Source organism: Arthrobacter sp. UNC362MFTsu5.1 (genome assembly GCF_000685965.1).
Taxonomy (GTDB): Bacteria; Actinomycetota; Actinomycetes; order Actinomycetales; family Micrococcaceae; genus Arthrobacter.
Genome location: NZ_JMLE01000011.1, coordinates 73,702 through 99,407, shown reverse-complemented (window position 1 = coordinate 99,407; position 25,706 = coordinate 73,702). Strand labels below are relative to the sequence as shown.

The 25,706-nt window shown below is 66.6% G+C and carries 29 protein-coding genes, 1 tRNA gene and 1 riboswitch; of the genes, 16 read left to right on the top strand and 14 right to left on the bottom strand.

Annotated features, from left to right (window positions below):
• Positions 1–17 precede the first annotated feature (17 nt).
• Positions 18–785 (bottom strand): YcnI family copper-binding membrane protein, encoded by a 768-nt coding sequence (locus tag BS38_RS0112380; protein WP_043438497.1) that lies wholly within the window; start codon positions 783–785, stop codon positions 18–20.
• Between the two features lie 148 nt (positions 786–933).
• Positions 934–1,575 (bottom strand): hypothetical protein, encoded by a 642-nt coding sequence (locus BS38_RS0112375; RefSeq protein ID WP_028271088.1) that lies wholly within the window; start codon positions 1,573–1,575, stop codon positions 934–936.
• 406 nt (positions 1,576–1,981) lie between these two features.
• Here BS38_RS0112375 and BS38_RS0112365 point away from each other — a divergent pair, with 406 nt between their 5' ends.
• Positions 1,982–2,320 (top strand): hypothetical protein, encoded by a 339-nt coding sequence (locus tag BS38_RS0112365; RefSeq protein WP_028271086.1) that lies wholly within the window; start codon positions 1,982–1,984, stop codon positions 2,318–2,320.
• A 31-nt stretch (positions 2,321–2,351) separates the two neighbouring features.
• On the opposite strand, the gene BS38_RS25050 is transcribed toward BS38_RS0112365, so the two are convergent.
• Both BS38_RS25050 and BS38_RS0112350 read right to left on the bottom strand, forming a co-directional pair.
• Complete coding sequence (locus tag BS38_RS25050) at positions 2,352–2,963, bottom strand: adenylate kinase (RefSeq protein WP_043438494.1); 612 nt, start codon at positions 2,961–2,963, stop codon at positions 2,352–2,354.
• A gap of 440 nt (positions 2,964–3,403) precedes the next feature.
• A tRNA-Ser gene (locus tag BS38_RS0112350) sits at positions 3,404–3,493 on the bottom strand.
• 106 nt (positions 3,494–3,599) lie between these two features.
• Here BS38_RS0112350 and BS38_RS0112345 point away from each other — a divergent pair.
• Genes BS38_RS0112345 through BS38_RS0112330 form a run of 4 tightly spaced genes read left to right on the top strand, consistent with a single transcriptional unit; the run spans position 3,600 to position 7,419 of the window.
• Positions 3,600–4,640 (top strand): zinc-dependent alcohol dehydrogenase, encoded by a 1,041-nt coding sequence (locus BS38_RS0112345; protein WP_028271085.1) that lies wholly within the window; start codon positions 3,600–3,602, stop codon positions 4,638–4,640.
• A 3-nt stretch (positions 4,641–4,643) separates the two neighbouring features.
• Positions 4,644–5,039 (top strand): 6-pyruvoyl trahydropterin synthase family protein, encoded by a 396-nt coding sequence (locus BS38_RS0112340; protein WP_028271084.1) that lies wholly within the window; start codon positions 4,644–4,646, stop codon positions 5,037–5,039.
• A gap of 2 nt (positions 5,040–5,041) precedes the next feature.
• The gene (locus BS38_RS25045) at positions 5,042–6,130 is read left to right on the top strand and encodes a glycosyltransferase family 4 protein (protein ID WP_028271083.1); all 1,089 of its coding nucleotides are present in this window, start codon (positions 5,042–5,044) and stop codon (positions 6,128–6,130) included.
• A 50-nt stretch (positions 6,131–6,180) separates the two neighbouring features.
• The gene (locus tag BS38_RS0112330) at positions 6,181–7,419 is read left to right on the top strand and encodes a DNA glycosylase AlkZ-like family protein (protein ID WP_028271082.1); all 1,239 of its coding nucleotides are present in this window, start codon (positions 6,181–6,183) and stop codon (positions 7,417–7,419) included.
• Positions 7,420–7,424: 5 nt separating this feature from the next.
• Here the strand turns inward: BS38_RS0112330 and tadA are convergent, their stop codons facing one another.
• The gene (tadA, locus tag BS38_RS0112325) at positions 7,425–7,922 is read right to left on the bottom strand and encodes a tRNA adenosine(34) deaminase TadA (protein ID WP_028271081.1); all 498 of its coding nucleotides are present in this window, start codon (positions 7,920–7,922) and stop codon (positions 7,425–7,427) included.
• A gap of 136 nt (positions 7,923–8,058) precedes the next feature.
• Here tadA and BS38_RS0112320 point away from each other — a divergent pair, with 136 nt between their 5' ends.
• The 5 genes from BS38_RS0112320 to BS38_RS0112300 all read left to right on the top strand — a co-directional run bounded on the left by BS38_RS0112320 (position 8,059) and on the right by BS38_RS0112300 (position 11,171).
• Entirely contained in the window at positions 8,059–8,826 is a 768-nt protein-coding gene (locus tag BS38_RS0112320; RefSeq protein WP_081818887.1) for a phosphatase PAP2 family protein, read from the top strand.
• Positions 8,827–8,838: 12 nt separating this feature from the next.
• Positions 8,839–9,474, top strand: coding sequence for a uracil phosphoribosyltransferase (gene upp, locus BS38_RS0112315; protein ID WP_028271079.1), 636 nt, complete (start codon positions 8,839–8,841; stop codon positions 9,472–9,474).
• Between the two features lie 136 nt (positions 9,475–9,610).
• Entirely contained in the window at positions 9,611–9,988 is a 378-nt protein-coding gene (locus BS38_RS0112310; RefSeq protein ID WP_028271078.1) for a glyoxalase superfamily protein, read from the top strand.
• 44 nt (positions 9,989–10,032) lie between these two features.
• Positions 10,033–10,737, top strand: a complete 705-nt coding sequence (locus BS38_RS0112305) for an HAD-IA family hydrolase (RefSeq protein WP_028271077.1) — start codon at positions 10,033–10,035, stop codon at positions 10,735–10,737.
• A 128-nt stretch (positions 10,738–10,865) separates the two neighbouring features.
• Positions 10,866–11,171, top strand: a complete 306-nt coding sequence (locus BS38_RS0112300) for a DUF7793 family protein (RefSeq protein ID WP_231511233.1) — start codon at positions 10,866–10,868, stop codon at positions 11,169–11,171.
• 18 nt (positions 11,172–11,189) lie between these two features.
• Here the strand turns inward: BS38_RS0112300 and BS38_RS25040 are convergent, their stop codons facing one another.
• The 5 genes from BS38_RS25040 to BS38_RS0112275 all read right to left on the bottom strand — a co-directional run bounded on the left by BS38_RS25040 (position 11,190) and on the right by BS38_RS0112275 (position 16,316).
• The gene (locus BS38_RS25040; RefSeq protein WP_043438531.1) at positions 11,190–12,101 is read right to left on the bottom strand and encodes a dolichyl-phosphate beta-glucosyltransferase; all 912 of its coding nucleotides are present in this window, start codon (positions 12,099–12,101) and stop codon (positions 11,190–11,192) included.
• A gap of 149 nt (positions 12,102–12,250) precedes the next feature.
• The gene (locus BS38_RS0112290; protein WP_156037119.1) at positions 12,251–12,601 is read right to left on the bottom strand and encodes a hypothetical protein; all 351 of its coding nucleotides are present in this window, start codon (positions 12,599–12,601) and stop codon (positions 12,251–12,253) included.
• Positions 12,602–12,934: 333 nt separating this feature from the next.
• Positions 12,935–13,720, bottom strand: a complete 786-nt coding sequence (locus BS38_RS0112285) for a hypothetical protein (protein WP_028271074.1) — start codon at positions 13,718–13,720, stop codon at positions 12,935–12,937.
• A riboswitch (cyclic di-AMP (ydaO/yuaA leader) is annotated at positions 13,720–13,894 on the bottom strand. (Overlaps the previous gene by 1 nt.)
• 147 nt (positions 13,895–14,041) lie before the next feature.
• On the bottom strand, positions 14,042–15,574 hold the full coding sequence (locus BS38_RS0112280; protein WP_043438490.1) for a HAMP domain-containing sensor histidine kinase: 1,533 nt from the start codon (positions 15,572–15,574) through the stop codon (positions 14,042–14,044).
• 1 nt (position 15,575) lies between these two features.
• Positions 15,576–16,316 carry a response regulator transcription factor gene (locus BS38_RS0112275; protein ID WP_028271072.1) on the bottom strand — a complete coding sequence of 247 codons (741 nt, stop codon included), beginning with the start codon at positions 16,314–16,316 and terminating at the stop codon, positions 15,576–15,578.
• A 248-nt stretch (positions 16,317–16,564) separates the two neighbouring features.
• Between BS38_RS0112275 and BS38_RS26450 the strand changes: the two genes are divergently transcribed.
• The 6 genes from BS38_RS26450 (at position 16,565) to BS38_RS0112245 (ending at position 21,794) form a co-directional block, all read left to right on the top strand.
• Positions 16,565–17,404: a hypothetical protein gene (locus BS38_RS26450; protein ID WP_197024939.1), complete on the top strand. Its 840-nt coding sequence runs from the start codon at positions 16,565–16,567 to the stop codon at positions 17,402–17,404.
• Between the two features lie 530 nt (positions 17,405–17,934).
• Positions 17,935–18,807, top strand: coding sequence for a winged helix-turn-helix domain-containing protein (locus tag BS38_RS0112265; protein WP_028271071.1), 873 nt, complete (start codon positions 17,935–17,937; stop codon positions 18,805–18,807).
• Between the two features lie 280 nt (positions 18,808–19,087).
• Complete coding sequence (locus tag BS38_RS0112260) at positions 19,088–19,291, top strand: dodecin family protein (protein WP_028271070.1); 204 nt, start codon at positions 19,088–19,090, stop codon at positions 19,289–19,291.
• Between the two features lie 57 nt (positions 19,292–19,348).
• Positions 19,349–19,876 (top strand): SixA phosphatase family protein, encoded by a 528-nt coding sequence (locus tag BS38_RS0112255; RefSeq protein WP_028271069.1) that lies wholly within the window; start codon positions 19,349–19,351, stop codon positions 19,874–19,876.
• Positions 19,877–19,973: 97 nt separating this feature from the next.
• Complete coding sequence (locus tag BS38_RS27095) at positions 19,974–20,729, top strand: hypothetical protein (protein ID WP_051628875.1); 756 nt, start codon at positions 19,974–19,976, stop codon at positions 20,727–20,729.
• A 45-nt stretch (positions 20,730–20,774) separates the two neighbouring features.
• On the top strand, positions 20,775–21,794 hold the full coding sequence (locus BS38_RS0112245) for an EamA family transporter (protein WP_028271068.1): 1,020 nt from the start codon (positions 20,775–20,777) through the stop codon (positions 21,792–21,794).
• On the opposite strand, the gene BS38_RS27090 is transcribed toward BS38_RS0112245, so the two are convergent.
• Genes BS38_RS27090 through BS38_RS0112225 form a run of 4 tightly spaced genes read right to left on the bottom strand, consistent with a single transcriptional unit; the run spans position 21,677 to position 25,640 of the window.
• Complete coding sequence (locus BS38_RS27090) at positions 21,677–22,300, bottom strand: hypothetical protein (RefSeq protein ID WP_156037118.1); 624 nt, start codon at positions 22,298–22,300, stop codon at positions 21,677–21,679. The genes BS38_RS0112245 and BS38_RS27090 overlap by 118 nt on opposite strands.
• Before the next feature lie 24 nt (positions 22,301–22,324).
• Entirely contained in the window at positions 22,325–22,942 is a 618-nt protein-coding gene (locus BS38_RS0112235) for a TetR/AcrR family transcriptional regulator (RefSeq protein ID WP_028271067.1), read from the bottom strand.
• A complete protein-coding gene (locus BS38_RS0112230; RefSeq protein WP_028271066.1) occupies positions 22,939–24,975 on the bottom strand; it encodes a YhgE/Pip family protein in 2,037 nt (678 codons plus the stop codon). Before BS38_RS0112230 ends, BS38_RS0112235 begins: the two co-directional genes overlap by 4 nt.
• Entirely contained in the window at positions 24,972–25,640 is a 669-nt protein-coding gene (locus BS38_RS0112225) for an ABC transporter ATP-binding protein (RefSeq protein WP_028271065.1), read from the bottom strand. Before BS38_RS0112225 ends, BS38_RS0112230 begins: the two co-directional genes overlap by 4 nt.
• Positions 25,641–25,706: the final 66 nt, after the last annotated feature.

Sequence of the window (25,706 nt, the reverse complement as noted above, 5' to 3'; positions counted from 1 at the left end):
GGCATCAATCCGGTGCGCTATTTTCGGGGTTCCGAAGAGGTTTCTGCGACGGCGGCCTCGGCGGGTTTCCGGCTCCGGCTGCGCATCAGCGCCACCCCGCCCAGGGCGAGTCCGCCGACGCCTGCCACCAGGCCGGCCCAGCTGCGCGCCTGGGATCCGTCGTCCGAGCCCGTCACCGAGGAGGCCTGGGCGGTGCCTGCCGCTGTGTCCGTCTCCGCCGACGCATGGCTGCCGTGTCCGTCCGCGGCGGCGGCCGTGACGGTGAGCGAGGGCGCAGGCGCCTCGAGCGAGTGCGGGTCCTGGCCGTCCTTGGCGATCTCGGACCAGTCCGTCTGCCCCTGCTCACAGTTCTGCAAGGTGGGGAAATGGAGGGTCTTGCCGGCGGCGTCGGGAAGCTTGACCGAGAGCACCAGGGCGTCCCGCAGTTCGGGGTCCAGCGGAGCCTTGGCGGTGTAGACGATCTTGTTGGTCCGCTTGGTGATGGTGGCGCCGTCGGCCAGCTTTTTCGGTTCGGACAGCTGCTCCACCACTTTCTCCACGGTCCAGTTCGGATTCACCGTGGGCTGGGCGTCGTTGAGCTCTTCGGGCAGCGTGATGGTCACCTTGGTGGTGCCCGATTCATCGCAGCCGTGCGGAATCCCGAAGGTGAGCAGTGCGTAGGAGTTGGCGTCGGTCTTGTCCGGCGTGACGCCGACGTGTGCGGAGGCGGCCGCGACTCCCGCCAGCATGAGGGCTGCGGTGCCGCCGGCCGCAGCCGTAACGGAGAGGGCACGGCGGAAGGGCATGCGTGATGACTTTTTCAATGGGGGGCCTTTCAGGGGTGCACGTCGCGCAAACGGCGGTGCACAAAACGATTGATGGGGCGTCCGGGCGCCGGGCCGATACCGCCCGTAACGTGCGGATCAGCAGGCAGGCCGGAGCCGGGAAAGAGTGTCAGGAATGTGAAAGCACGACGACGGCGGGCGGGCCCCGCGGGCAGTCAGCCCTGAGGTTTCGCCAGGGGAGGGGAGCCGAATCGGACGGCCGGCCGGCGGCGGCAGGTGCCGCGACGACGTCGGGCATGGCCGCTTCGGGAAGTTGAATGAGTGGCCGGAGCCAGGCTGCGAGCGACCACAGGGCAGCTTCGCCTTTGGCCAGCAGGAGGGCGCACGCGAGGGTGGCAAGGGCGTGTCCGCCGAGCATGAGGCCGGCGGCCCAGGCGGAATCGAACTGGTGCAGGTGGCCGGCGGTGCCGCCGGCGGCGTCCAGCCGGATGCCCGGCGGCCAGGCCGCGGAGTGGTGCCCCGGTGCGCCTGATAGTCCGGTGCCGGCGGGAGAGCTGAAGGCGCTGAACGCCTCGTGGAGGACAAGTTGCCCGGTCCCCAGCAGCGACGCCATCGCGGGGAAGTTCAGTTTGAGCCGGGTAGCCGCAGTGGCCGCCATGACGGTGAGGGCCAGCACGGCTGCCATGATGACCGGGGCGGGCAGTTCGCCACCGCCAAAAACGTGGGCCGAAGCTGCGAGGGTCACCATCGTCACGGCGACCATGGCCGCGCGGACGGAATGGAAAGGAGTCCGGGCGTTGTGAGTGCGCACGGAGTCCTCCCTCGGTTCGGTTCGTTGCCTGTAATTCTAGCGGGGAGAAGTGCTGGCCCGGTTAGTCCGTTTCGGGGCCCGAACAATAGTGGCAGTCGTCCTCGCAGTGCGTGGTGCCGGAGGCGGGCTGCCGCGGGGCGTCCAAGGCTGGAGTGCTGCTCACCAAATTGTCCTGCAAAGTCACGATGGTCCCCGATGCCGTTTCTGAAGCCTGGTTGAATTCCGGTGCCGTCGACTGGTGGTCAGCGCCGACCTGATCCATCTAAGCGGCCGGCCGCGGACGCGCTCAATGGATGAAGTGCTGAGGCGGACGGGAGCGGATTGTGCACGCGCCCAGCAGCACTATCCCGCGCCGGGAGCCCGGCCTAGACTGCTGGCATACGCAGCCAACCTCCAGGAGGCAACCATGGACTATGCAGGTACGGGCAACGAGAAAGCCGTTGCGGCGGGAGAGCTTAACCGGACACACATCGGGCACACGGTCAGTTTCCAGCCGGACGAGTTCACGCTGGTGTTCGGCCGGATCGGGGCCATTGCGCGCAAAGAGGGCGGAGTAACCATCGCGCTGGACGGCGTTGAGGGTGCGGGAGGCCTGCAGTCCCATTACAGCCTGCCCCCCACGCAGACTGTCTACGTCCAGCCGGACATGCTCACGAATACGGAGTCCACCATCAAGGATCTGTTCGGCAAGGTCCAGGACAACCTGCGCGGACACAAGGGGGACCAGCGCCCGGACGCTCCGTAGCCGCCGGACGCCCCGTAACGGCCGGCGCCGCTCAGTCCGGGGTAGCGGGGCCCGCATCGGCGACGGCGGCGGGGAACGAGGTGCGGAGCGCCGCCAGCAACTGGCTGAAAACCTCGTCTTCGGTGCCCGTGCCGTCCACGCTCAGGAGGATTCCGCGTTCTGAGTACATCTCGGCCACCGGTTCGGTCTCCCGGTAGTACAGCTTCAGGCGGTGCCGGATGACTTCCTCGGTATCGTCACTGCGTCCGGTAACGGTGGCGCGTTGGAGGACCCGGCGGACCAGCTCGGCGTCGTCGGCCGTCAATTGCAGTGCGACGTCCAATGACTGCCCGGCGGCGGTAAGCATCGTGTCCAGTTCAGCCAACTGGGCCGTATTGCGGGGATATCCGTCCAGCAGGAAGCCGTCCCGCACGTCGTCCTGGTCAAGGCGGTCCCGCACCATGCGGTTTGTCAGGCTGTCGGGGACCAGATCGCCGCCGTCCAGGTGCTCCTTGACTTCTTGACCAAGCGGCGTCAGGTTTTTCACATGTTCCCGGAAGACATCACCGGTGGACACTCCGGGAATCCCGAGGTGCCGGGACAAGCGGTCCGCCTGCGTACCTTTTCCGCAGCCCGGAGGACCAATTATCAGCATTCGCAACATTGAGCCCGCTCCCTGGTGCCGTCGAAAGGTGTCCCACTATGGTGTCCGCACGGTGGCGGCAGCACAAGGGTCGTACGCGGCAGCACGCGGCAGCATTAAGGTCCGCGGCGGGGCGCGACGCCTGTTCCGTGTCCCAATTGTGAGCAAATCTTTCGGCGATCCTGCGCCGGGCGGACGTTTGCATGGGTAGCTTCGGTACACCACTAGATGGAAGGTGTACCGAAATGACGATCACTGACTACTTCTCAGGCGTAGCCATCATGCTTGGATCCCTGCTAGCCGCTGCGGGGCTATCGGCCGGGATCATCCGCGCCAGGTCCCACCACTAGGCGAGTCTCCCTGTCCGTCGCCATCGGGCGGGAAGAGCATCTGCCGAGGGGCAATCCAGGCAAAGCAAAGGCCCCGGGTTTTCATCGAAGAAAACCCGGGGCCTTGCTACTTGGCGGTGACGGTGGGATTTGAACCCACGTTGGCTTTGACACCAAACAACATTTCGAGTGTTGCACCTTCGGCCGCTCGGACACGTCACCAACCTGAATAGGTTACCGGAGCAAGGCGCCCTTCCCCAAAACGAGGGCGCGCCGGGCAGCCAACGTCTTCCCCGCGCCCGCGCCGGGGACTAGATTCGTAAGCAAGATGATCAACTCCCAGCAGCACTCACAAGCCGGTTCCCAGGCCCGCGCCTATTGGACCGTCGGCCACGAAAAAGGCGAGCTCCGCACTGAGGACCTGCCCGCGCCGGGCCCCGGTGAAGCCCTTGTCCGTGCCCTGTATTCGGGAATCAGCAAAGGCACCGAAACAGTGGTCCACTGCGGCCACGTGCCGCCACGGGTCGCCGAAAACATGCGGGCGCCGCTTCAGGAGGGCTCCTTCCCCTCGCCGGTGAAGTTCGGCTACCTCTCCGTGGGAATCGTGGAAGCCGGCCCCGACGAATGGGTGGGCCGCATGGTGTTCTGCCTGCACCCGCACCAGGACCGCTACGTTGTTCCTGTCGAGTCCCTGACCGTGGTCCCGGAGAATGTTCCGGCCCGCCGCGCCGTCCTCACCGGAACTGTGGAAACCGCCGTCAACGCCCTCTGGGAAGCCGGACCTCGCCTGGGCGACCGTGTCGCCGTCGTTGGTGCCGGCCTGGTGGGCGGCATGGTGGCCACACTGCTGCGGACGTTCCCGCTGCAACGGCTCCAGCTCATCGACGTCGATCCCGGGAAGCGCGCTTTCGCCGACGCCCTCGGCGTGGAATTCAGCCACCCCGACGACGCCCTGGCGGACTGCGACATCGTCATCCACTGTTCAGCATCCCAGGAAGGGCTCGAACGGAGCCTGCAGCTGGTGGGCGACGAAGGGGACGTCATCGAGATGTCCTGGTACGCCGACCGCAAAGTCACCATCCCGCTGGGGGAGGACTTCCACGCCCGCCGGCTTTCCATCCGCGCCAGCCAGGTGGGCGTGGTGGCCCGCGCCCGCCGCCACCGACGTACCAGCGCGGACCGCCTCGCGCTCGCCGTGTCCCTGCTCAGCGATCCCGTCTACGACACGTTCCTGACGGGGACGTCCCCCTTTGCGGAACTTCCCGCCGTCGTCCACGAACTGGCCGACGGGCGCCTGGACGCGCTCTGCCACGTCATCGAATACCCGGCCGAAAACCCTGCCGAACATCCCGACAAAGACACGAGGTAGCCCTTGTTCAGCCTGACCGTCCGCCGCCACTTCATGATTGCCCACAGCCTTCCCCGCGCGGTCTTCGGACCCGCCCAGGGCCTGCACGGTGCCACCTTCGTGGCGGAGGTGACCTTCCGCCGTCGGGCGCTGAACGACGACTCAATCGTCCTGGACATCGGCGCGGCCGGCGGGCTCATTGAAGAAGTGCTGGCCGGCCTCAACTACAAGAACCTGGACGAGCACACTGACTTTGCCGGGAAGCTGAGCACCACCGAGGCGCTGGCGCAGTACATTGCCGAAGCCGTCGCAGCCAAAGTCCGTGGCGGCGCGGACGGGCGGGAACTGGCCGGCCTGGCCGTCACCCTGCGCGAGAACCCGGATGCCTGGGCGTCGTTCTCCCTCGACTTCGACGCCTGACCGTGCGCCGCGTCCGGCTGCTTGTTCCCGGCAATATCCGCCACAGCTCCGGCGGCAACGTCTACAACGCGCACCTGGTTGACGGCCTGAAGGCACTCGGGGAGGACGTGGAGGTCACCGCGGTTGAAGGCGCGTGGCCCGATGCCAGTGCGCATGAACGACGCCGTCTGGGGAGCCTGCTCGGGGCATGGGAACCGGGGGACCGTCCCGGGCCAGTCGTAGTGGACGGACTAATAGCCGTAGGTGCCGCCGACGAACTGGAGTTCGCGGCAAAGGCCGGGCGGCAGACCTGGATCCTGGTGCACATGCCGTTGCCGGATACCTCATTGGCCGCTTCGCTAAGGAGGGAGGCACGAGCCCTTCGCTCCGCAACCGGGGTGATCTGCACGAGTTCCACGGCGGCAACCACGCTCGCGGCGCGCGGCCTGGAGGGCGTCCTGGTAGCGCTGCCCGGCACGTCCGCGGCTGCGCTTGCCTCCGGATCTGACCCGCTTCACCTGGTAGCCGTTGCAGCCCTGCTCCCGAACAAGGACCAGCTCCTGCTCCTGGAGGCGCTCGCCGGGATCAGGGACCTGCCCTGGACCGCGTCCCTGGTGGGATCCGATTCGGCCGATCCCACCTATGCGGAGGCTGTCAGGGGCGCCATCATCAGGCTGGGGCTCACGGACCGGGTCTCGGTCCGTGGGGAGCTCAGCGGGCAGACTCTCGACGCGGAGTGGGACCGGGCGGATCTCAGCCTGCTCATGTCACAGGCGGAAGCGTACGGGATGGTGGTCACCGAATCCCTGGCCCGCGGGATCCCGGCAGTGGTCCGGGACGGCACCGGCGCTGTCGAAGCGCTCGCGGCGGGGTCGCCCGCCGGATCGGAAGCTCCCGACGCCGGCGGCCCGCCCGCCCTGCCGGGCGCCGCCGTCGTGCTCGGCACGGACCCCGCCCCGCTGGAATCTGCCCTGCGCACCTGGCTGACGGATCCCGGGCTTCGCGCCCGTTGGCATGACGCGGCGCTGGCTGCGCGGACACGGCTGCCGGGCTGGGACGTCACGGCCAGGACCGTGCTGGACGCCATTGCCTTAAAGGCACCCGGAAATTGAATGGTCCCTCCTCATTCCGTTGACGCACCGGCTGATGGACAATGGCCGCTATGACCAGCGAGCCGCTCACTGTCGAGACTCCGCCTGCACGGACGCTCACCGCGGAACGCCTCCGCGCCTGGACCTGGCACCGGCAAGGACTCGACGGCAGCCTCGCCGGCGAGAGCCCTGCAGGGGTGCTGGCCAGGGCCGGCTGGGCACGTTCCCTGGGCGGCGCCAACCCCTACCTCACGATGTTCGCCCGTGCCGGAATCCGCCGCGAACAGGTTGATGCCGACGTCCTGGCGCTGCGGATCTCCGAACTCCCCAGCGCACGCGGGTGCACTTACATCCTGGGCGCCGAGGACTTCGCCTGGGCGTTGCAGCTGGGCAAGGTGTCCGCCGAGGTGTTCAAAGTGCTTGGCAGGCTGGGGGTGGACCGCGCTGAACTCATGCTGCTCGAGGAGCAGGTGCTGCATGCCCTGGCCGAGGCTGGCCGTCCGCTGGATCCCAAGCAGCTCAAGGACGAACTGGGTGATTCCGTCCGGAGCCTGGGCGAGGAAGGGAAGAGGCAGGGTCTATCCACCACCCTCCCCACCGCCCTTGGCCTGCTCCAGCGCGACGGCCGGATCCGCCGCGTCCCCGCCAACGGACGCCTCGACCAGCAGCGCTACGCCTACACTCTCTGGGACCTGCCGCCCAGCCCGTTGGACATCGATTCCGCCCGCACTGAGCTGATCCGCAAGTACCTGGGCTGGACCGGCGGCGCCACGCTCAAGCAGTCGCAGTGGTTCTCCGGGTTCACGGTCGCCCAGAGCAAAGCGGCGCTGGCCGCCGTCGGCGCAGTGGAACTGCCCGCCGTTCACCCTGCCGCCAGGGGCGAAGCGCTGTGGATGCTGCCCGACGACGTCGAGCGCCTCGCCGCTTTCGAGGTCCCGGCGGAGGAACAGATCCAGCTCCTCGCCGGGACGGACTCGCTCGTCATGCAGCGGCGGAACGCCGGGGAATTGTTCGCGGGCGGCGACGGGGATGCGGAACTGCTCGGCGCAACCCTGGCGCAGCAGGCAGACCTGCCGGACCACCCGATCCTGGACCGCGGCCGGATCATCGGGCTCTGGCAGTACGATCCCGCGGGGCAGCGGATCGCCCACTGGCTGTTCGCCGGCCCCACGCCCGGCGTGCTGCAGCGGATCGAGGACGTGGAGTCCTGGATCCGCGCGGACCTGGGTGATTTCCGGGCCTTCAGCCTCGACTCGCCGGCGTCGCGGCAGGAGCGGATTGACGCCCTGGACGCGGCAAATGCCGGCTAGCTGACCTACCGGTGTCCGGCGAAGAAATCCCGGAGCAGGGTGGCGCACTCCTGCTCGCGGACTCCGGCGTAGACCTCAACCCAGTGATTGAGGCGGCGTTCGCGAAGGATGTCGAACACCGATCCCGCAGCCCCCGCCTTCTCGTCCCATGCCCCGAACACCACCCGTGGAATCCGGGCCAGTACGATCGCGCCGGCGCACATGGCGCAGGGCTCCAGGGTCACTACGAGGGTGCAGTCCGCCAGCCGCCAGCCGTCGCCTCCGCCGCCGGTTGCCTGTCCCCGTACCTGGAGCTTGGCGGCTGCCTCGCGGATAGCCACCATCTCGGCGTGCGCGGTGGGATCACCGTGAGCCTCCCGTTCGTTCCTCCCTGTACCCAGGACTTCGCCGTCAGGACCGATCACGACGGCGCCGATGGGCACGTCTTCGGTGCCCAGAGCGCGCCGTGCCTCGGCGAGGGCAAGGCCCATCCATTGGGCATGGCGCGGCTCCGGGGAAGTCATGGCTCAATGATAGTTTCGAAGATACGGCAGGCGCAGACGACGGATGAGCTCGGGAGACGCAGTGAAAACCTTGACTGACCGCATTACCGACCGGTGGGGGCGGTGGGTTGTGCCGTACGCAGCCCTCTGGATCACCATGCTGATTGGCGGCGTGATCGTGGTGGCGCTCGCAGTGATGGGCGCCGAAGTTTACGACAACGTGGTGGACGACGCAGGCCTGGCCAACCTGGACAAGCCTGCGCTGGCGCTCTCTGAGGACCTCCGGACCCCTTGGCTCAATTCCGCCGTCACGGCCTTCACCAATATCGGCGGCGGGATCGGGATGCCGATCGTCGGCAGCATCCTGACTGCGTGGCTGACGTGGGCGGGGCGCACCTGGCGGCCCCTCATCCTGGTGGGCGGCGCCGCGGCTGTTTCGGTCTCCGCGACCACCTTTGGCAAGAAACTCTTTGGCCGCACCCGGCCGGACCATGCAGACGCTGTTCCGCCCTATGAATCCTCGCCCTCGTTCCCCAGCGGGCACACACTCAACACCACTGTCGTGATCGGACTGGTGGTCTATCTGGCCTGCCTGCAGATCCAGCGGACCGTGGCGCGGGTGTCCATCATTACGGCTGGTTCGATCTTCATCATTGCCATGGGTCTGAGCCGGGTATTCCTCGGGCATCACTGGCTGACCGACGTCATCGCCGGGTGGCTCCTGGGCCTCGCCTGGGTGGGAATCGTGATCCTGGCCCACAGGCTCTTCCACGTGATGCGGCACCGCGAGCATGCCGGGCCCGCCCCGACGTTCGACCACCCGGTGCTTCGGGAGGAACTTGGCGCCCACCTTGGCGCCCACCGGGGCGAGGGCCATCCGGAGGAGCCCCGTGGATCGCGGGGCCGGGACACCACCTCCGGGTGATAGTTTTGACGCATGCGCACACTCGTCGTGGACCACCCGCTGGTCGCTCACAAGCTCACCGTTCTGCGGGACAAGAACACCCCTTCTCCGGTCTTCCGGCAGCTCACCGAGGAACTCGTCACCCTTCTCGCCTATGAGGCAACCCGGGACGTCCGCACCGAGCCCGTGACCATCGAAACGCCCGTCAGCACCACCGTCGGCACCGCGTTCACCAAGCCCACGCCCCTGGTGGTCCCCATCCTCCGCGCCGGCCTCGGCATGCTCGAGGGCATGACCAAGCTTGTGCCCACGGCCGAGGTCGGTTTCCTGGGCATGGCCCGTGACGAGGAAACCCTGGACATCATCACGTATGCGGAGCGCCTGCCGGAGAACCTGACGGACCGGCAGATCTTTGTCCTGGACCCCATGCTCGCCACTGGCGGTACATTGCGCGAAGCCATCAAGTTCCTCTTCAAGCGCGGCGCCTCGGACGTCACGTGCATCTGCCTGCTGGCAGCGCCGGAGGGCCTGGCCAAGCTGGAGGAAGAACTCGCGGACGCGAACGTGACCATCGTCCTGGCATCCATTGACGAGAAACTCAACGAGAAGTCCTACATCGTGCCCGGACTCGGGGACGCAGGCGACCGCCTCTACGGCATCGCCGGCTAACGGCAGAGCTGGTTCTTCACTACGTGGGTGCGGGCCGGGGGCGGCGTCCCGAAACGCAGCCCCCGGCCCGCACCCACGTTCTCGCGAGGCGATTGCCCCCTTCCGGTTTTCGGCGGCCGCAGCTAGCCTGTGGCCCATGGACTGGAAACTTGAACTGGTGTTTGTCCCTTTGTCCGATGTGGACCGGGCCAAGGATTTTTATGTCAACAAGGTGGGCTTCAATGCTGACTACGACGAGCGGCCCACGGAAGGCATCCGCTTCGTCCAGCTGACCCCGCCGGGATCGGCCTGTTCCATCGCCATTGGCGAGGGCCTGAACGATGCCCCTCCCGGCAGCGCCCCGAGCTTGCAGGTCGTGGTCAGTGACATTCAGGCCGCGCACAAGCAGCTCAAGGACAATGGCGTCGACGTCAGCGACATCGACGTCCAGGACTGGGGTCACTTCGTGTACTTCGCGGACCCGGACGGCAACAAGTGGGCGGTGCAGTACCTCCCCCAAAGGCCGAACGGCTAAGTCACAAAATCCTTCGCCTCCCCGGCGTGGGGCAGGATGGAAGCATGAGCTTCCACCCAGACGCCGCCGTATCGCCCATCGCCGCGTCGTCGGTCTCCACTGTTTCCGCCAGAGCCGTACTTTTCGACATGGACGGCACCCTGGTTGATTCCACGGCGATTGTGGAGCAGGTATGGGGCGAGTTTGCGGCCCGTTACGGACTGGACATCGCCGAGATCCTCCGCACCTCGCACGGCGTGCAGGCAGGGGACACGGTGCGCCGGTTTGCTCCCGCCGGCACCGACGTGGTGGCCCTGACCGAGGAACTGGGCGCCATGGAGCGGGTCCGGACGGAAGGGATTGTCGCCTTGCCCGGGGCCGCTGAACTTCTGCGCAGCCTCCCGGCGGATGCCGTGGCGCTGGTGACTTCCGCCGACCGGATCCTTGCCGATATCCGGATGGGCGCAGCCGGGCTGGCCATGCCGGCCACCGCTGTCACGGCCGACCTTGTCACCCGGGGCAAGCCGCACCCGGAAGGCTACCTCCGGGCCGCCGAACTGCTCGGTGTGGATCCGGCCGACGCGCTGGTCTTTGAGGATGCCCCAGCTGGCATTGCGGCCGGGCTGGCCGCCGGGATCCGGACCGTTGCCATCGGGCCCAACACCGGCCCCCTGCCGGACGGCGTTCTGCACCTTGCGGACTACTCCGGCGTGTCCGTGACCACGGACGTGGACGATTCCGGTGCCAGGAGGATTTCCTTCCGGTTCTGACCCCAAACCGGTTTTCGGTCCAGTAGTCTCGGGAGGGACGTCTGAAACTATCTTGGGGGGATAGGATGACCGAAATCCCGATTGCCGGCAATAGAGGTATCGTTCAGCTGCGCACCGGAGTTTTGCATGTGCAATGGATTCCAGGCCTGGCTATTTGCGAGGAAGCTGCCCTGGCTGTCATGGCCGCTGTCAACGACCTGAGCGGCGGGCGGTCGTTTCCGATGCTGGTGGATATGGCCGCGACGGCGTCCATGAGCCGCGGGGCCCGGCGGGTCTTTGCCAGTCCCAGCACCGTGGCAAGGGTGGCGCTCCTCGGATCGTCCCCGGTGGACCGGGCCATGGCCAATTTCTTCCTCAGCATTAACGCTCCTGCCGCCCCAACGCGCTATTTCACCTGCCCCAAGGCAGCCATGGCGTGGCTCAGGGAAGCGTAGCCGTCGCAGTAACGGGAGCTAAACCCGGGCGAGATCGGCGCGAAGCTCCCGCACGGGAATGCGGCCCGTCGCAAGGTCGCGGGTCAGGCGGCCCATGCCGCGGAGGTCTGCGATGGCCGTTTGCATCAGATCCACGCCCGCGTCGGCACCGCTCGTCCAGTCAACCGGGACCTCGTGCACGCGGAGTCTGCATCGTTCCGCCATGATCAGCAGCTCGGTGTCGAAAAACCACTCATTGTCTGCGGTGTGCGGAAGAAGGCGGCGGGCCACGTCTGCGCGAATTGCTTTGAATCCGCACTGCGCATCGCTGAAATGTGCCCCCATCAGCGTGCGCAGCAGGAGATTGTAGCCGCGTGAAATGAACTCGCGCCAGGGGCTGCGGACCACCCGGGAACCGCGCGCCAGCCGGGTTCCGATGGCCAGATCGGAGTGCCCGGACATGAGAGGCGCTACCAACGGAGCCAGCGCAGCGAGGTCCGTGGAAAGACTCACGTCCATGTAGGCAAGAACGGGTGACGGCGACGCCAGCCAAACGCTGCGAAGGGCGTTGCCGCGCCCCTTCGCGGGCAGCCGGACCACGGTGACTTCGCGGAGCTCACGGGCTATGCGTTCAGCTGCTTTGAGCGTGCCGTCGGTGCTGGCGTTGTCGGCCACGGTAATCCGGAACGCGTGCGGGAAGGTGCCGAGCAGATAAGCGTGCAGGTGCCGCAGGGATCGCTCCAGGTCCCGCTCCTCGTTGTAGACCGGGATGACAACATCCAGGACGGGGATGGCAGTTCCTGCATCCCCCGGGGTTCTGGTGTCGATGGGTGCGCGGCGGGTGTGCCCCGTGGCGGGCAGCGAAACGCTGCCTGACGGAATGTCGACGGCGGACCGTGGCTGCGATTGCGGTTGGAGTATGGATCCCGCGGCCTGGTCTGTGAGCGTCATGGTTCCACTATGCGACCGGCGGATATGAAGGATTTAGGCCACAGCTGTGTAGCTCCTGTGGGATCTTGCCGTGGTCTGGAAACGGGCAAGGAGACGGCGGCGGTGCGCCCACCGTCATTGGTGGACGCACCGCCGCCGCGGATGGTGCGTCAGGGCCCCAACAGCGAGCAGATGTTCGTTGCCGTGCCGGCCCCGGAGAATCTCCGCAATTCGTTGCCGTCGGAGTCCACGGAGAAGTTGACATTCCCCCGCGTGAGGACGAGCCCGTCAGGGGAGGGGAGTTGGAGGAGGTTATTGCCGGTCGCTCTCACTTCGACCACATTCTCGCTGGGGAACGAAAAGAAGAGGACTCCGGTGATGACCAATTTCAGGGGCTTTCCGTTTGGCCCCGTCAGGGTGATCTTCAGCCCGGGAGAAGTGCTGATGATGTCCCCTGAGGGAGTCGTGATGTTTTTGGCCTTACCGGTGACTTCACCGGTGACGAGAAAACCACAGTTCATGAATGAAGCGGGTCCGTCCACAGTGATCGGCGGGCCGGAAGGGGCTGCAACGGCCGGACTGGCAGCCGCGAAGATTGAGGCCAGGACGGCCGTCGGAACTAACCATTTTTTCATTGTTGTGCTCCCTGCATCTTGACGACGGCCCGGGGGCCGGCCGCCGCTTGGAAGACGATGGAAAGCGGCGGCGACCCAGAGTCACTCCACAACCTTGTGAAAACCTTGTGGCCCCGGGAACGGGGGGATCCGGATCCCGATAAAAAGCCGAAGGCCCCGAATCACGTGGATTCGGGGCCTTCGGCTCATGCGGACCAAGTCCGGCGAGGGTGCGCCGGCTTAGTACCAGTTGTTTGCGTAGTGGAAGTTCAGGGCGCCACAGGGGGAACCGTACCGTTCCTTCACGTAGTTCAAGCCCCAATTGATCTGGGTACGGAAGTTGGTCAGGTAGTCGGATCCGGCGCTGGCCATCTTCTCGGCCGGCAGGGACTGGACAATGCCGTACGCGCCACTGCTGGCGTTCGTGGCTGTGGTCTTCCAGTCGGATTCCTTGGTCCACAGGGTGGTCAGGCACTGCATCTGGTCGGCCGCCCAGCCGTAGGTACCGAGCTGCGAGGCGGCATACGCCTGGGCAGCTGCGGGGTCGTCCACGGCTACTGGCGGTGCCGGGGCAGGAGCCGGTGCCGGGGCCGCAGCAGGTGCGGGTGCAGGTGCAGGCGCGGGTGCCGGTGCTTCCGGTGCGGACTTCTCCTCCGGTGCCGGCTGCACGTCGGACGACTGAGCTGCCAGGCTGACGGACGCCGGGGCGGGCATGGCGGATACCAGGATTTTTTCGAACGCGAGCTTCGACTCGGCGTTTGCGGTTGCGGCGCTGGCTTCGCCGGTTGCAGACGTAGCCGGGGCTGCAGGTTCTGAAGCCTGGCCGGCGGCGCCGACTCCGATCAGGACGGCGCAGGCCGTGGCTACTACAGCGGCGCGGCGGCCGGAACCCTGCAGTCCGGCAGCAAGCCGGGCCAATGGGGATGCGGTGGTGGCTGGCTCGGCGCGGTGGCGCGAACGTTCCGCAGGCGTCGTGGACTCGTCGGAAGCGCGCTCCGGACGTACTTCTAGCGTGGATTTAGTCATGGTTGCCTCTCGATGCCGGCGGAGTTAGCTGTCGGGTTCGGATGAGGTCATCCGGCCGCACGGAACTTCACGTGTCGGCTTCACCCCGAGGGCGGCTGTGCAAGATGCCCGGAGACCTGGGTCCCCCGCCTCTGCCTAATCATGAGGAAATCCGGGTAGCGGCAGAGTTTGGCGTCCATCCGGATATGCGGCTAGAACGGTGGCCGCACTCTAAAAACGGTACAGGAGTATCGCGCTTAAGTCACATTTCGGTAACGAGGATCACGACGGCGGCGCGTTGACTTGCGCCGGAACGGCTGGCTCGCCGCTCCGGAACCGGAGTTAGGCTGCCGGCGGCTCGCAGGGCAGGCGGAGGGCGAACTCGGTGCGGCCCGGGCGGGAATTTACCTCGACGGTTCCGCCGTGCGCTTCCACGATGGACTGCACGATCGACAGGCCCAGTCCGCTGGTTCCTTCGGACGCGGCTGCGCCGCCGGCGGCCGCACCTGAAGCGGAGCGGGCCGGACTGGTGCGGGCGGCGTCCGCCCTGGCAAAGCGGGCAAAGACCCGGTCGACGAACTCCGGCGGTATCCCCGCACCGTTGTCCGTCACGGTCACCACGGCACTGCCGTCGGCGGACCGCATCACGCCGGTGACCACGGTGGTTCCGGGGTCCGTGTGCTTGCGGGCATTGGAGAGGAGATTGGCCAGCACCTGGTGCAGCTGCTTGGCGTCGCCGCGGATCACAACGGGCTCGTCCGGCAGTTCAAGCTGCCAGACGCGGTCCGGCGCCATGACCTTCTCGTCGCTGACGGTTTCCACCACCAGTTGCGTCAGGTCCACATCGCTGATCTTGAGCGGCTGGCCTTCGTCCAACCGGGCCAGCAGCAGGAGATCCTCCACCAGGGTGGTCATCCGTTCCGACTGGCTCTGTACCCTGGCGAGGGATTTCTTGCCGTCAGGCGTGAAGTCCTCGGTCATCCGCATCAGTTCTGTGTAGCCGCGGATGGCAGTGAGCGGCGTGCGCAGCTCGTGCGAAGCGTCCGCCACGAACTGGCGCACCTTCGTCTCACTCTGCTGCCGGGCCTCGAGTGCCTTGGACACGTTGTCCAGCATGAGGTTGAGGGCGTGGCCCACGCTGCCCACTTCAGTTCCGGGGTGCGCGTTCGACGGCGGTACCCGGACCGCCAGTGCCACTTCGCCGGCGTCGAGCGGCATGTTCGAAACCTGCGTGGCCACCTCAGACAGCTGCTCGAGCGGTTTCATGGTGCGGCGGATGAGGACCGTTCCGGCCAGGCCGATCAGGACCAGCCCTCCCATCGACACGATCACCATGGTCCACACCAGAGAGTTGAGCGTGTTTTGCTTTTCATCGAGGGGGAGCCCGGTGACGATCACGTCCCCGTACTGCGCTTCCACGGCAACCAGGCGGTAGGAGCCGGTGGACAGTGTCCGGTCAACCGGGCTTGCGTCGTGCCGGAGGGCCAATAGGACCTGGTCGTCCTCGGCCGAGAGCGATGCGGTCGTGGCGTCGTTGGCCAGGAACCCGGCGGTGCTGACATTTCCGTTGTCGATCCGGGCAATGAGGGTTCCGATTCCTTGGCCCTTGCCCTCCAGCGGGTCGGGCCTGCCGGCCGGGTTGCCGAGCCGTGGCCTGCCCGCTTCGTTGGAGAGCCTTGAGGCCTGGCTTAAGCGATCGTCGAGCTGCTTGGTCAGGAAGGAATCCATGGACGCGTAGCTGAACAGGCCAATGGCGCCGCAGATGGCCACCAGCAACGCCATGGCCACGAGCACCAGCCGGGTGCGGAGGTGCCACGTGGACGGATCGAGCCAGCGGCGGCGGTCCTTGCGGATCTCGCCGGAAAGCGTGGGCACTTCAGTCCGCCGGTTTGATGACGTAGCCTGCGCCGCGGACGGTGTGGATCATGGGCGGGTGCGTGGCATCCACCTTCTTGCGCAGGTAGGAAATATAGAGCTCCACGATATTGGCCTGGCCGCCAAAGTCGTAGTCCCACACACGGTCCAGGATCTGGGCCTTGCTGACCACGCGCTTGGGGTTTTCCATGAGGTAACGGAGGAGTTCAAACTGCGTGGCCGTCAGCTGCAGTTCCTCGCCGGCGCGGGTCACTTCACGAGTGTCGATGTTGAGGACGAGGTCGCCCACCACCAGTTCGGCGGTGTCCATGGCGGCCACCCCGGAGCGCTGGACCAGCCGGTGCAGGCGAAGGAGCACCTCCTCCATGCTGAAGGGCTTGGTGACGTAATCGTCGCCGCCGGCGGCCAGGCCGAGGATGCGGTCCTGGACGGCATCCTTCGCCGTCAGGAAGAGCGCAGGCACCTCAGGCGCGAAGGCTCGGATCCTGGTGAGCAGCTCGACGCCGTCGAACCCCGGGAGCATCACGTCCAGCACCAGGACATCCGGGCGGAACTCCTTGGCCAGCTTCACGGCTTCGGGACCGTCTCCCGCGACGGCTACGGACCAGCCTGCCATCCGCAGGCCCATGCTCATAAGCTCGGAGAGGCTGGGTTCGTCGTCCACCACCAAAGCCCGGATGGGGGAGCCGTCCGGGTGGGTGAGCTGGGGAAGGTTGTTAGTCATGGAGTGCGAAGTGGCCATGGGACAACTCTCCGATCTGCGGTTGAGCCGGCGCTATGGGGATCCTGTGCGCCAGCTGTGAATCCCAGCCTAGCGAGCTGAACGCGCGGACGGGTCCTTGTTTGGCCGACCGGTGCGGATCGGCCGCCTTCGCGAGGCGGAAAGGGGCCTTGGAAAGGTCACAGCTTGACCTCTTGTCCCGCACAGGCCCCGCACAGGAACCCTTCGGAGTCTGGAGTGGACCAAGCCCCCTGCACCAGGAGAACGCCATGAACAACAACCACCCCACGCTTGTACCGGAGAGCGATGCCGACGGGACAACGGAAGGCAAGCCGCTTCAGGATGCCGGCGCTGTGCGCGGCCTTGCCAGCAGCCCCGCGGGTGGCGGGCAGGGCGGTGGGTGGGGAACGCCGTCGTCGGCCGCTGGCTCCGGTTTCCCGCCGGCGGCCGGATGGGGCTCGCCCAGACAGCCCGGCGGCTGGGCTGCCCCGGACGGCACTTCGAAACCGTGGACCATGAAGCGCGGGGTGGTGGTGGCCGGAGCGGCGGCTGTCCTTGCGGGCGGGGCCGGCGTCGGAATCTATGCCTTGACGACCAGTTCCGCGTCGGCCGACGCCGCCGACGGCACGGCCGACGCCGGCGCATTGCAGGAAACGCTGCCGGGCGCCCGTGGCGGGGCGCAGGGCGGGTTTGCCGACGGCGGGATGCCGGCCCAGGGCGGCGGCCCCGGAAACTTCGCCCCGGAAGGCCTCGGTGGAATGGGCAGCGGAGTATCTGCCGCCGTCCACTCCGAGTACGTCATCCTCCAGGACGGCGCCTACGTCACCAAAGTTGAACAGCAGGGGACGGTCACGGAGATCAGTTCCGGCGCCGTGACTGTCAAGAGCACCGACGGGTTCAGCCGCACCTATTCACTGGATTCGGACGTGGCTGTGAGCAATCAGCAACAACGGCGTCAACAGGCTGGCGGGACGTCCGCCAGCACACTGACCGTGGCCGATATCGTGTCCGGCGCCATGGTAAGGATAGTTGCCGCAAAGGATGGTGACAGCTTCCCGGCGGAGTCCGTCCAGCTGGTGGCCGCGACGCTCGCCGGGCAGTCAAACTGACCTGGCATGCTGCGCGGGCAGGAATTTTTCTGCTGGGCCCGGCCAGGGGCTGGACATGTGCCACAAGGGAGCGTTGGTATTTCAGCAATACGGTACGGGCTGAATTTTTGTGCCGAAAAGGTTCGTTTTGAAGAAGAAAATTCGGAATTTCGGGAATTCTGATCGATCGTTCTGAAAAACATCTGTTATTTTATTGGCATTTCAGAATCGTGATTTGGGCCACAATGTGGGCTTTTGTCTCACGATGCGGACGATTCCGTCCATTGTTACTTGCAAGTTTTCATTGTTACGTTGCACACTTCAATTGTGAACAAGAACTCAACAGCACCTGCAGCCGCAGAATCCTGGACCAGCCCACCCGCTGGCGAAGACATGCGCTGTTGTCGAATGCACGCCTAACTTTCCCACCCCGAGAAGTTTTTAGGCATTCGCCCCTAGCCCAGCGTCGGGCGCCCCTCCCCAGATCTCATTGCGGGGAAAGCCAGCATTCGAGCCGCGATGACGGCCATTCACATTGAGGTAAGCATTCCATGTCAGTTGCATCTGGATACGTCCACATCTCCGTCCGAAACGCCAACAAGGGCGGCCAGCCTTCCGGCCTCCGCCAGGGCTTCGGTGCCCGTCCGGCGTTCGCCCCGGCAGCCCCCGGCAACAGCTTCCCGGCCCCCGGCTATGCGCCGCAGGGCTACAACCCGAACTCGTACGGCCAGCTCCGCGCTGTTCCCGCCGCCGAGTCCGCTCCCCAGACGGCGCCCACCCCGGTGATCGCCCCGGCCAACGGCAGCGCCGTCCGCCCCGTCGCCAACGAAAATGTTGCCCGTGGATTTGTGCTCTACATGGGAATCGATGAGGAAACCGCCGCAGCAGCCGGCACCTCAATTGCCAAGCTTGCCCAGGAAATCCGCGCCTACGCCCAGTCCCTCGTCTCCGGCGCGGAGAGCTACGCCGCGGTGGCGGTTGCCCCTGCCAGCGCCCCGGGTTCCGCGCTCGACGTCGTTCGGTCCACCTTCGGTGACCCCACCGTCAACTCCCGCCAGCGCACCGAGACCACCCGGCTGCCGCAGCCGCAGGATCCCCGTCCGTCCGGCGTCCTCATCGACCTGGCCCGCCGCGAGGTCCACCTCGACGGCGAATCCCTGAACCTCACGTTCAAGGAGTTCGAGCTCCTCAACTACCTCGTGGAGAACGGCACCCGCACCGTGGGCCGCGACGAACTCCTCGAGGGCCTGTGGCGCAACGCCGAAGAGGTTCCCAACGAGCGGACCATCGACGTCCACATCCGCCGCCTCCGCTCCAAGCTGGGCCGCCTCGCCAACACCGTGCGCACCGTCCGCGGCCAGGGCTACCGGTTCTACGAGCACCCTGAAGTTGTTGTCTGGGCCGCTCCGGAATACTCCATCTAGTCTTCAATCCTGCGCAAAGCGTCCGTTCCCTTGACTGGGGACGGGCGCTTTCGCTTTCGCGGCACGATCCCTCGGCGCCTGCGCTCGTTCCTCACGCAACAACGGCGCTTTCGGGATGTGCCGCTACGCCGCAGCGCCCTCACTTGGCTGGACGGCTCTTTGCGCGTTCGGACCTCTGTGTATGTGCCTCCGCGGCTTAGTTCATATGGCCCAATGGCCCTGTTGGCCTGGGGTCCGGCGGCGTAGGCTCTGATCGTTTATCCGACTATCAGGAGGAACTATGTCTGTAGCACGCATTACCACCCTGAGCGCAAATTCCAAGACGTCGTTTGATGCCGCCATCAAGGAGGGCATCGAACGCGCCAACAAGACACTTCGGGGTGTCACGGGGGCGTGGGTCAAGGAGCAGAAAGTCGAAATCGCTGACGGCGCCGTCGTCGCCTGGCACGTCGTGCTGGAAGTGACCTTCGTCCTGGACGACTAGACCCTGTGCAGGGCGGCCGTGCCCTGCGGGGCAGGGCCGCCGCACTAGGATTGATGCATGAGCGAGCATCACATCAGGCGTTTGATCCTCATGCGGCACTCCAAGGCAGACTGGCCCGGAGGCGTGCCGGACCACGAGCGTCCGCTCGAAGAGCGCGGACACCGTGAAGCTCCGCTGGCCGGCAAATGGCTGCGCAAGCACGGAGTGATTCCCGATTTCATCCTCTGCTCCAGCGCGCTCCGGACCCGGCAGACGTGCACGTGGGTGTGCGCTGAACTGGGGGACCAAGCCCCGACGCCGAAACTCGAGGACGGCCTCTATGGCGCCTCCGCGTTGCGCATGCTGAAGGTCATCAACCATGTCCCGGACACCGTGACCACGCTGATGGTGATCTCCCACATGCCCGGCGTCCAGGACCTTGCCATGCACCTGGCGTCCCGCGATTCCAACCACGACGCTTACATGGACGCCGCCACCCGGTTTCCCACCAGCGGACTGACCGTGCTGGAAACGGAAAAAACCTGGGCTGAACTGGACGGCCAGGACGCCCGGCTTACGCGGTTCAAGGTGCCCCGGGCGCATTAGGAAAACCCTGCCCGCTGGCGTGCGGTTCATGGCCAGTGCGGGGTTTGTGATGTTTACTGGAGATATTCATCAGTGCCCCGGTTAAGAGGAGAACAACGTGGACTCAGGACAGCTTGTGGGGATCATTATCGGTGTCGTGGTGGTGGCTGCGATCATTGCCGCGGTGCTGTTCTTCAACCGGAAGCGCAAGCTGGAGGCGGACCGGAACCGGGCCGCGGAGATCCGTGAAAAAGCCATGGCCTACGAGCTTGGAGCGCGGGAACGCGAGGCCAAAGCAGCACGTGCCGAAGCCGACGCCAAGCAGGCCGAAGTCGAGGCAGAGCGCCTGCGCCGCGACGCCCGCGAGAAGCAAGCAGAAGCCGAACGCGTGCGGGCCTCGTCGCAGGAGCAGCTGCGTAAAGCCGACGAGGTTGATCCGGACGTAGTCACCGCTGAGCGGCCCGATGCCGACCGGCACGACTCGGACCGGCACGACGCCGACCGTCACGACACGGACCGCCATGACACCGATCGCCATGACGCGGACCGGCACGACGCGGACCGGCACGACGCCGACCGGCACGACGCCGACCGGCACGTTGAGACCACACCTGCCGAGCCGCAGACGCGCGCCGAAGCCGGAACCCGCGGGCGGGGGGACGCCGTCCCCGCCGCCCCGGGCACCACTGAACCGCGCACCACCGAGCCGGGCACACCTGAGACGGGCACCCCTGAGTCGGGAACACCTCGCCAGGGTGAGGCTGCCGACCGTGATGCGACGGAGCGCGATGTTGCCGACCGCGACGCGGCCCGTGACGACGTGCCTGACCGCCGTGGGGACGGGACTCCCGGAGAGCGGCCCCGGAATCTCTGAGAACGAGCCCGGTGACACGGACTTCCTGAACCCGCAGCCCGCAGAGTGAACTTTCGACATTCCGCACTGGCGGTCCTTGTGGCCGTCCTGTGGGGCGCCAATTTCGTTGCGATCGACCTTGGCCTGCACGCAGACGGCATGGAAGTGCCGCCCCTGCTTTTTGTAGCCATGCGCTTCATCCTGGTTGTCTTCCCCTGGATCTTCTTCATCCGCAGGCCCGCTGTCAGTTGGCGGGCCATCCTCGGCGTCGGCCTCTTCATGAGTGCCGGACAATTCGGGCTCCTCTACCTGGCCATGGCGCTGGGCATGCCTGCAGGGCTGGCCTCCCTGGTACTGCAGGCACAGGTGTTGCTTACCGTTCTGCTGGCTGCCGGAATCCTGGGGGAACGTCCCAGCGGCAGGCAGTTCACCGGCGTCGTCCTCGGGGTGGCCGGCCTCGCGGTGGTGGCAGTGGGCCGCAGCATGGTGGCCCCTGTCCTTCCCCTGATCATTGTCCTGGCGGCGGCGCTGTCCTGGGCGGCCGGCAACATCATTGCCCGGCAGGCCAGGGCATCCTCCGGCCTGGGGCTCGTTGTATGGTCCGGAACGGTGGTTCCGCTGCCCCTGATCGGCCTCTCACTGCTGATCGACGGCCCGGCCGCCGTGGGCGGGACCCTGGCCGGCCTGCAAGTGGTCACCATCCTGAGCGCCATCTACACGGCAGTCCTGGGGTCCCTGGTGGGTTACGGAATCTGGAACTGGCTCCTGGGCATGTATCCGTCGTCGGCGGTGGTTCCCTTCACCCTGCTTGTCCCGGTGGTGGGAATGACGACGGCGTGGCTGGTCCTGGGCGAGGTCCCTTCACCGGCCGAGGTGGCTGGCGGACTCCTCCTGCTGGCCGGGGTTGCTATCGCCGTACTCCGGCCGGGCCGGAACGGGGCCACCCCGGGCCAGCGACGATGGCATGCTCAACGCCGTGATGCGGCCTTTGCCGGGGATTTAGGCGACTTGGCCGCCGCCGACGGGGCCCGCTTGGCCGCCGGAGCGCGGGCGGCACCTGAACGGGACGCGGGGACGCGCCCGTAAGTGGTGCCCGCGGCCGGACGGGGCGTCTGCCGGGCCGCTGGCCGCCGGGCAGCGGTTGCGGGCTTGCGCCGGACCGGCTGCGTGCGCCTGGACTGATCGCGGCCGGACCGGAGCCGCTTGCCGGCCGGCCACACAGCGCCGGCGAAGAGCACCAGGAGCGTTCCGACGCCGGAAACAGCGGCGAGGTAGAAGTAGATGTCGGAGTCCTGGGTGGTGACAGCCGCTCCCAGCGAGTCCGGCTCGGCCGTGAACGCCAGTCCCCACATGCGGAGGAAGGCGATGGCGAACCCGATGAACAGGCTGGTCCCGACGCCTCCCGCCAGGAGGGCCAGGTTGCGTCCCCGGGCCACCACCTGGATGACCGAGGCAAGGTATCCCACCGCCACGGCCCCGAGGAACGTGTACAGCACGGCCTCTTCAAGCGTGATCGCGGAGAGCACCAGGAGGACCGCAGCGGCGAAAGCCGCAACGATGGCTGTCCTTCCGCTGTTACCCATGTGGCGCATGTGACTAATCTTCCCCGATCCGGGCTACTTCCGGACGTAGCCACGCATGATTGCCATAATGGCCGCAACACTTTGTTCGCGGGTGCGTTCGGGGTTGTAGGTCTGGCGGTCCAGGCCCACCACGAAGCAGGCGCCGAAGATGGCCGTTTCCAGGCTGCCCCGAGAGATGGATTCATCCACGGGGTACTGCGCCGCGACGCGCTCGATGGCCGCGCCGATCACTTCGAGGAGGCGGCCGCGGAGCTCGGCAAAGGTGTCCTGCCATTCGCTGGGAATCCGCCAGTTCTCACTGACCCAAAGCCGGGCAAAGGACGGGTACTCGGCCATGAAGTCCATGGCCTGGCCGATCATTCCGTCCATGGCCGCCAACGGATCGGCAGAGGAGTCTTGCACGCTCAGCAGCCGGGCATGCAGGATGTCCACGCCGTGGCGCAGCAGCTGGGCGATCAGATCGGACTTGCTGCCGAAGTTGTAGTACACGGTGCCTTTGGAGACGCCTGCTGCCGCCGCGATCTCGTCCACGGTGACCCCGGCCGCGCCACGCTCTCCGATCAGCTCCATGGAGGCATCGAACAACTTCTGCTTGGTGGCATTCGTACGGGCCGGCCGGAGCTTCTTTTCGCCGGCTTCCTGCATGCTCATACGGCGATCTCCGGTTTCAGGGACTTCAAGGTCCAGAACTTGTGCTTGTGGACGGCCAGCGTTGACAGCGCGGCCCCCAGCACAGTGTAGCCAAACAGGCCCGCCACGGTTGGCAGGATCATGGACAGGTCCGCGCCGTAGATCAGGTGCCGCATGCCGGTCACCACGTAGCCCATGGGGAGGATCTCATGCACCACGTGCAGGGGCGGGGGAGTGGTCTGCCAGGGGAAGGTGCCGCCGGATGACACCAGCTGGAGCACCAGCAGGATCAGCACCACCAGCTTCCCCGGGGACCCAAGCAGTGCGACGACGCCCTGGATGATGGCACTGAACGCCATCGCGGCCGCCAGCATGAACAGCCACATCAGCACCGGGTGGGCGGGGTTGAGGCCCAGCGCCACGTCCACCACCAGGGTAAGCAGGCTCGCCTGGACGACCGAGACGGCGAGGAACGGCAGCCAGCCGCCCAGGGCGATCTTCCATGACGGCGCGTTGGACGCCAGCGCCCGCTGCGTAATGGGCCGCATGGCCTGGATGAGCATGAAGATGCCGATCCAGAGGGCAAGGGTAAGGAAGAAGGGCGCCAGGCCTGCCCCGTAGGACCCGGCTTTCGCCTGCGAGATATTGCTGACGGCCACGGGATCGGCCATCACCTTGGACAGGCTGCTCTTCTGCGCGTCATCGGGGTTGGGCACCTGGCCGGCCCCCTTGGCCAGTTCCGAGGCCAGGGTGCCTGCCCCGCTGGCGGCCGTGGCGGCGCCGTCCTCAAGCTGTGCCGCACCGCCGTCGAGCGCGCCGGCACCTTCGGCGAGCTTCGCGGTGCCGTCAACGGCACTTTGTTCGCCGGCCGCCAAGGCGGAAGTCCCGGTATGGAGCTGGTCCGCGCCGGCGGACGCCTGGGCGATGGCGCCGGTCAGGGCGGGCGTGGCCGCTGCCAGTTTGGCGGCACCGGCACTGACGGCGGCGGAGCCGTCCGCGAGCTGCTGGATCTGCGCGGCGTCGGACTGGATCTTCGCCTTGGCGTCAGCCACCGGCCCGGAGGCTGCTGCTGCGTCGAAGTCCGCGAGGATGCTGTCCGCCTGCGTCTGGGTGATGATTCCGGCGGCCAGCAGCCGGCCGTTTGACTCCACTACACGGTTCCGCAGCCCCTGGTCCGCGGCGTTCAATTGACCGACGACGTCCTGCACCTTGGTGTTCAACGTGGCGTTTCCGGCGGCGACCTGCGCGGCACCGTCGGCAAGCTTTTGTGAATCTGCGGGGAGCGAGGCTGTCTTATCTTTCAGTTGCCCGAGTCCGTCGCTGAGCCGGGCCGCGCCGGCGTCCAGCTGGGTGGCGCCGTCGCGGAGCTTAACCTGTCCGGCATAGAGCTCACCGACGCCGGCGCTCAGCTGCGAGGTGCCGTCATGCAGGGTGACCGTGCCGTCGTGGAGCCTGGTCACGCCGTCAGAAAGCTGGCCGGCGCCGTCGGCGGCTTTGACCATCTGCGTGTGGATGGTGCCGAAGCCGGTGAGCAGCTGGTTGGCGCTTTCCTCGCCCACTTCCTTGGCCACGCTTGAGTGGACGGCCGTGGTCAGCTTGTCCACGATGGTGCTCAGGAGGTAGTTGTTGGCGTCGTTGGTGGTCACGTTGAGCATGGCCTGGTTGGCGGCGTCAAAGCTGCCGGGGGAAACGAGGTTGGCGGAGAAATCCTTTGGAATCTTGAGGGCGAAGGCATACTTGCCGCTGCTGACGCCCTGGTCAGCCTGCTCGGCGGAATCCACGGACTGCCAGTTGAACACGTGCCCGTCCACCAGGCTGTCCGCCACGGTCCGGCCAGCCTGCAGCTGCGTCCCGTCGCTGGAGGTGGCGCCGGTGTCTTCCACCACCAGGGCCGCATCGATTTGGTCCAGGTTGCTGTACGGATCCCAGTTGGCATACAGATACACCGCGCCGTACAGGAGCGGAACCATGGTCAGGGCAAGGATGGTCAGCTTGGGCAGCAGCCCGCCGGTCATGCGCTTGAGTTCGGAGCGGGCCAGCCGCAGCACAGTCACTTTGCGTCCTCTGTTTCGTTTTCGGGGCTGGAGTCTTTGTCCGGCACAGCGTTGCCGATCACCGCGCCGGGGCCTGTCCAGGTCTCCGGGAGGGCAGCCACGGTGGCGACGACGGCGAGCGGCCGGCCGCCGTCGTAGGCCAGCTCCCGGAGCCGCGGCAGCCAGTCCGCGGGATCCGCGCTATGGCGGTCGGGGGAGTCCACCACCAGAAGGTCCGTGTGCGGGTTGGCGAGCGCGAGGGCGGTGAGCAGTTCGATGCGCTTGGCCGGGGCCAGCTGTTCCGTCCAGAGCCCGGCGATGTCCTCGAACCGGTTGACCTTGAGCCACGGTTTGCTGAGGAGTGCGCCGCGATAGCGCCGCGGGATCAGCGCAAGGTCTTCCGTGACGAGATCCCGCACGCTCAAGTGCTGTTCCGGTTCGTTGACGCCGGGCGCGTCCACGAGCGAGCTGGCCGCCCGGAGGTGCTTCGTCTTCGCCCGGCCGTCCCACAGGAGCTCGCCGGAGGAGAGTTTCATCCGCCCGCTCAGGGTGAGTGCCAGTGCGGTCCTCTGGTCCTGGCGCGTGCCGGAAACCAGGAGCAGTTCGCCGCGCCGAGCCTGGAGCGACGTGGGAGGGAGCAGATCGTCCAGCCGGCCGTTCACGTGAAGCTGTCGAACCGAGAGCATGGAAGCCTTTCGCAGTGGGTGTCTGCTACAAGGCTAACTAAACTGACTGGTCAGTTCAAATAGATA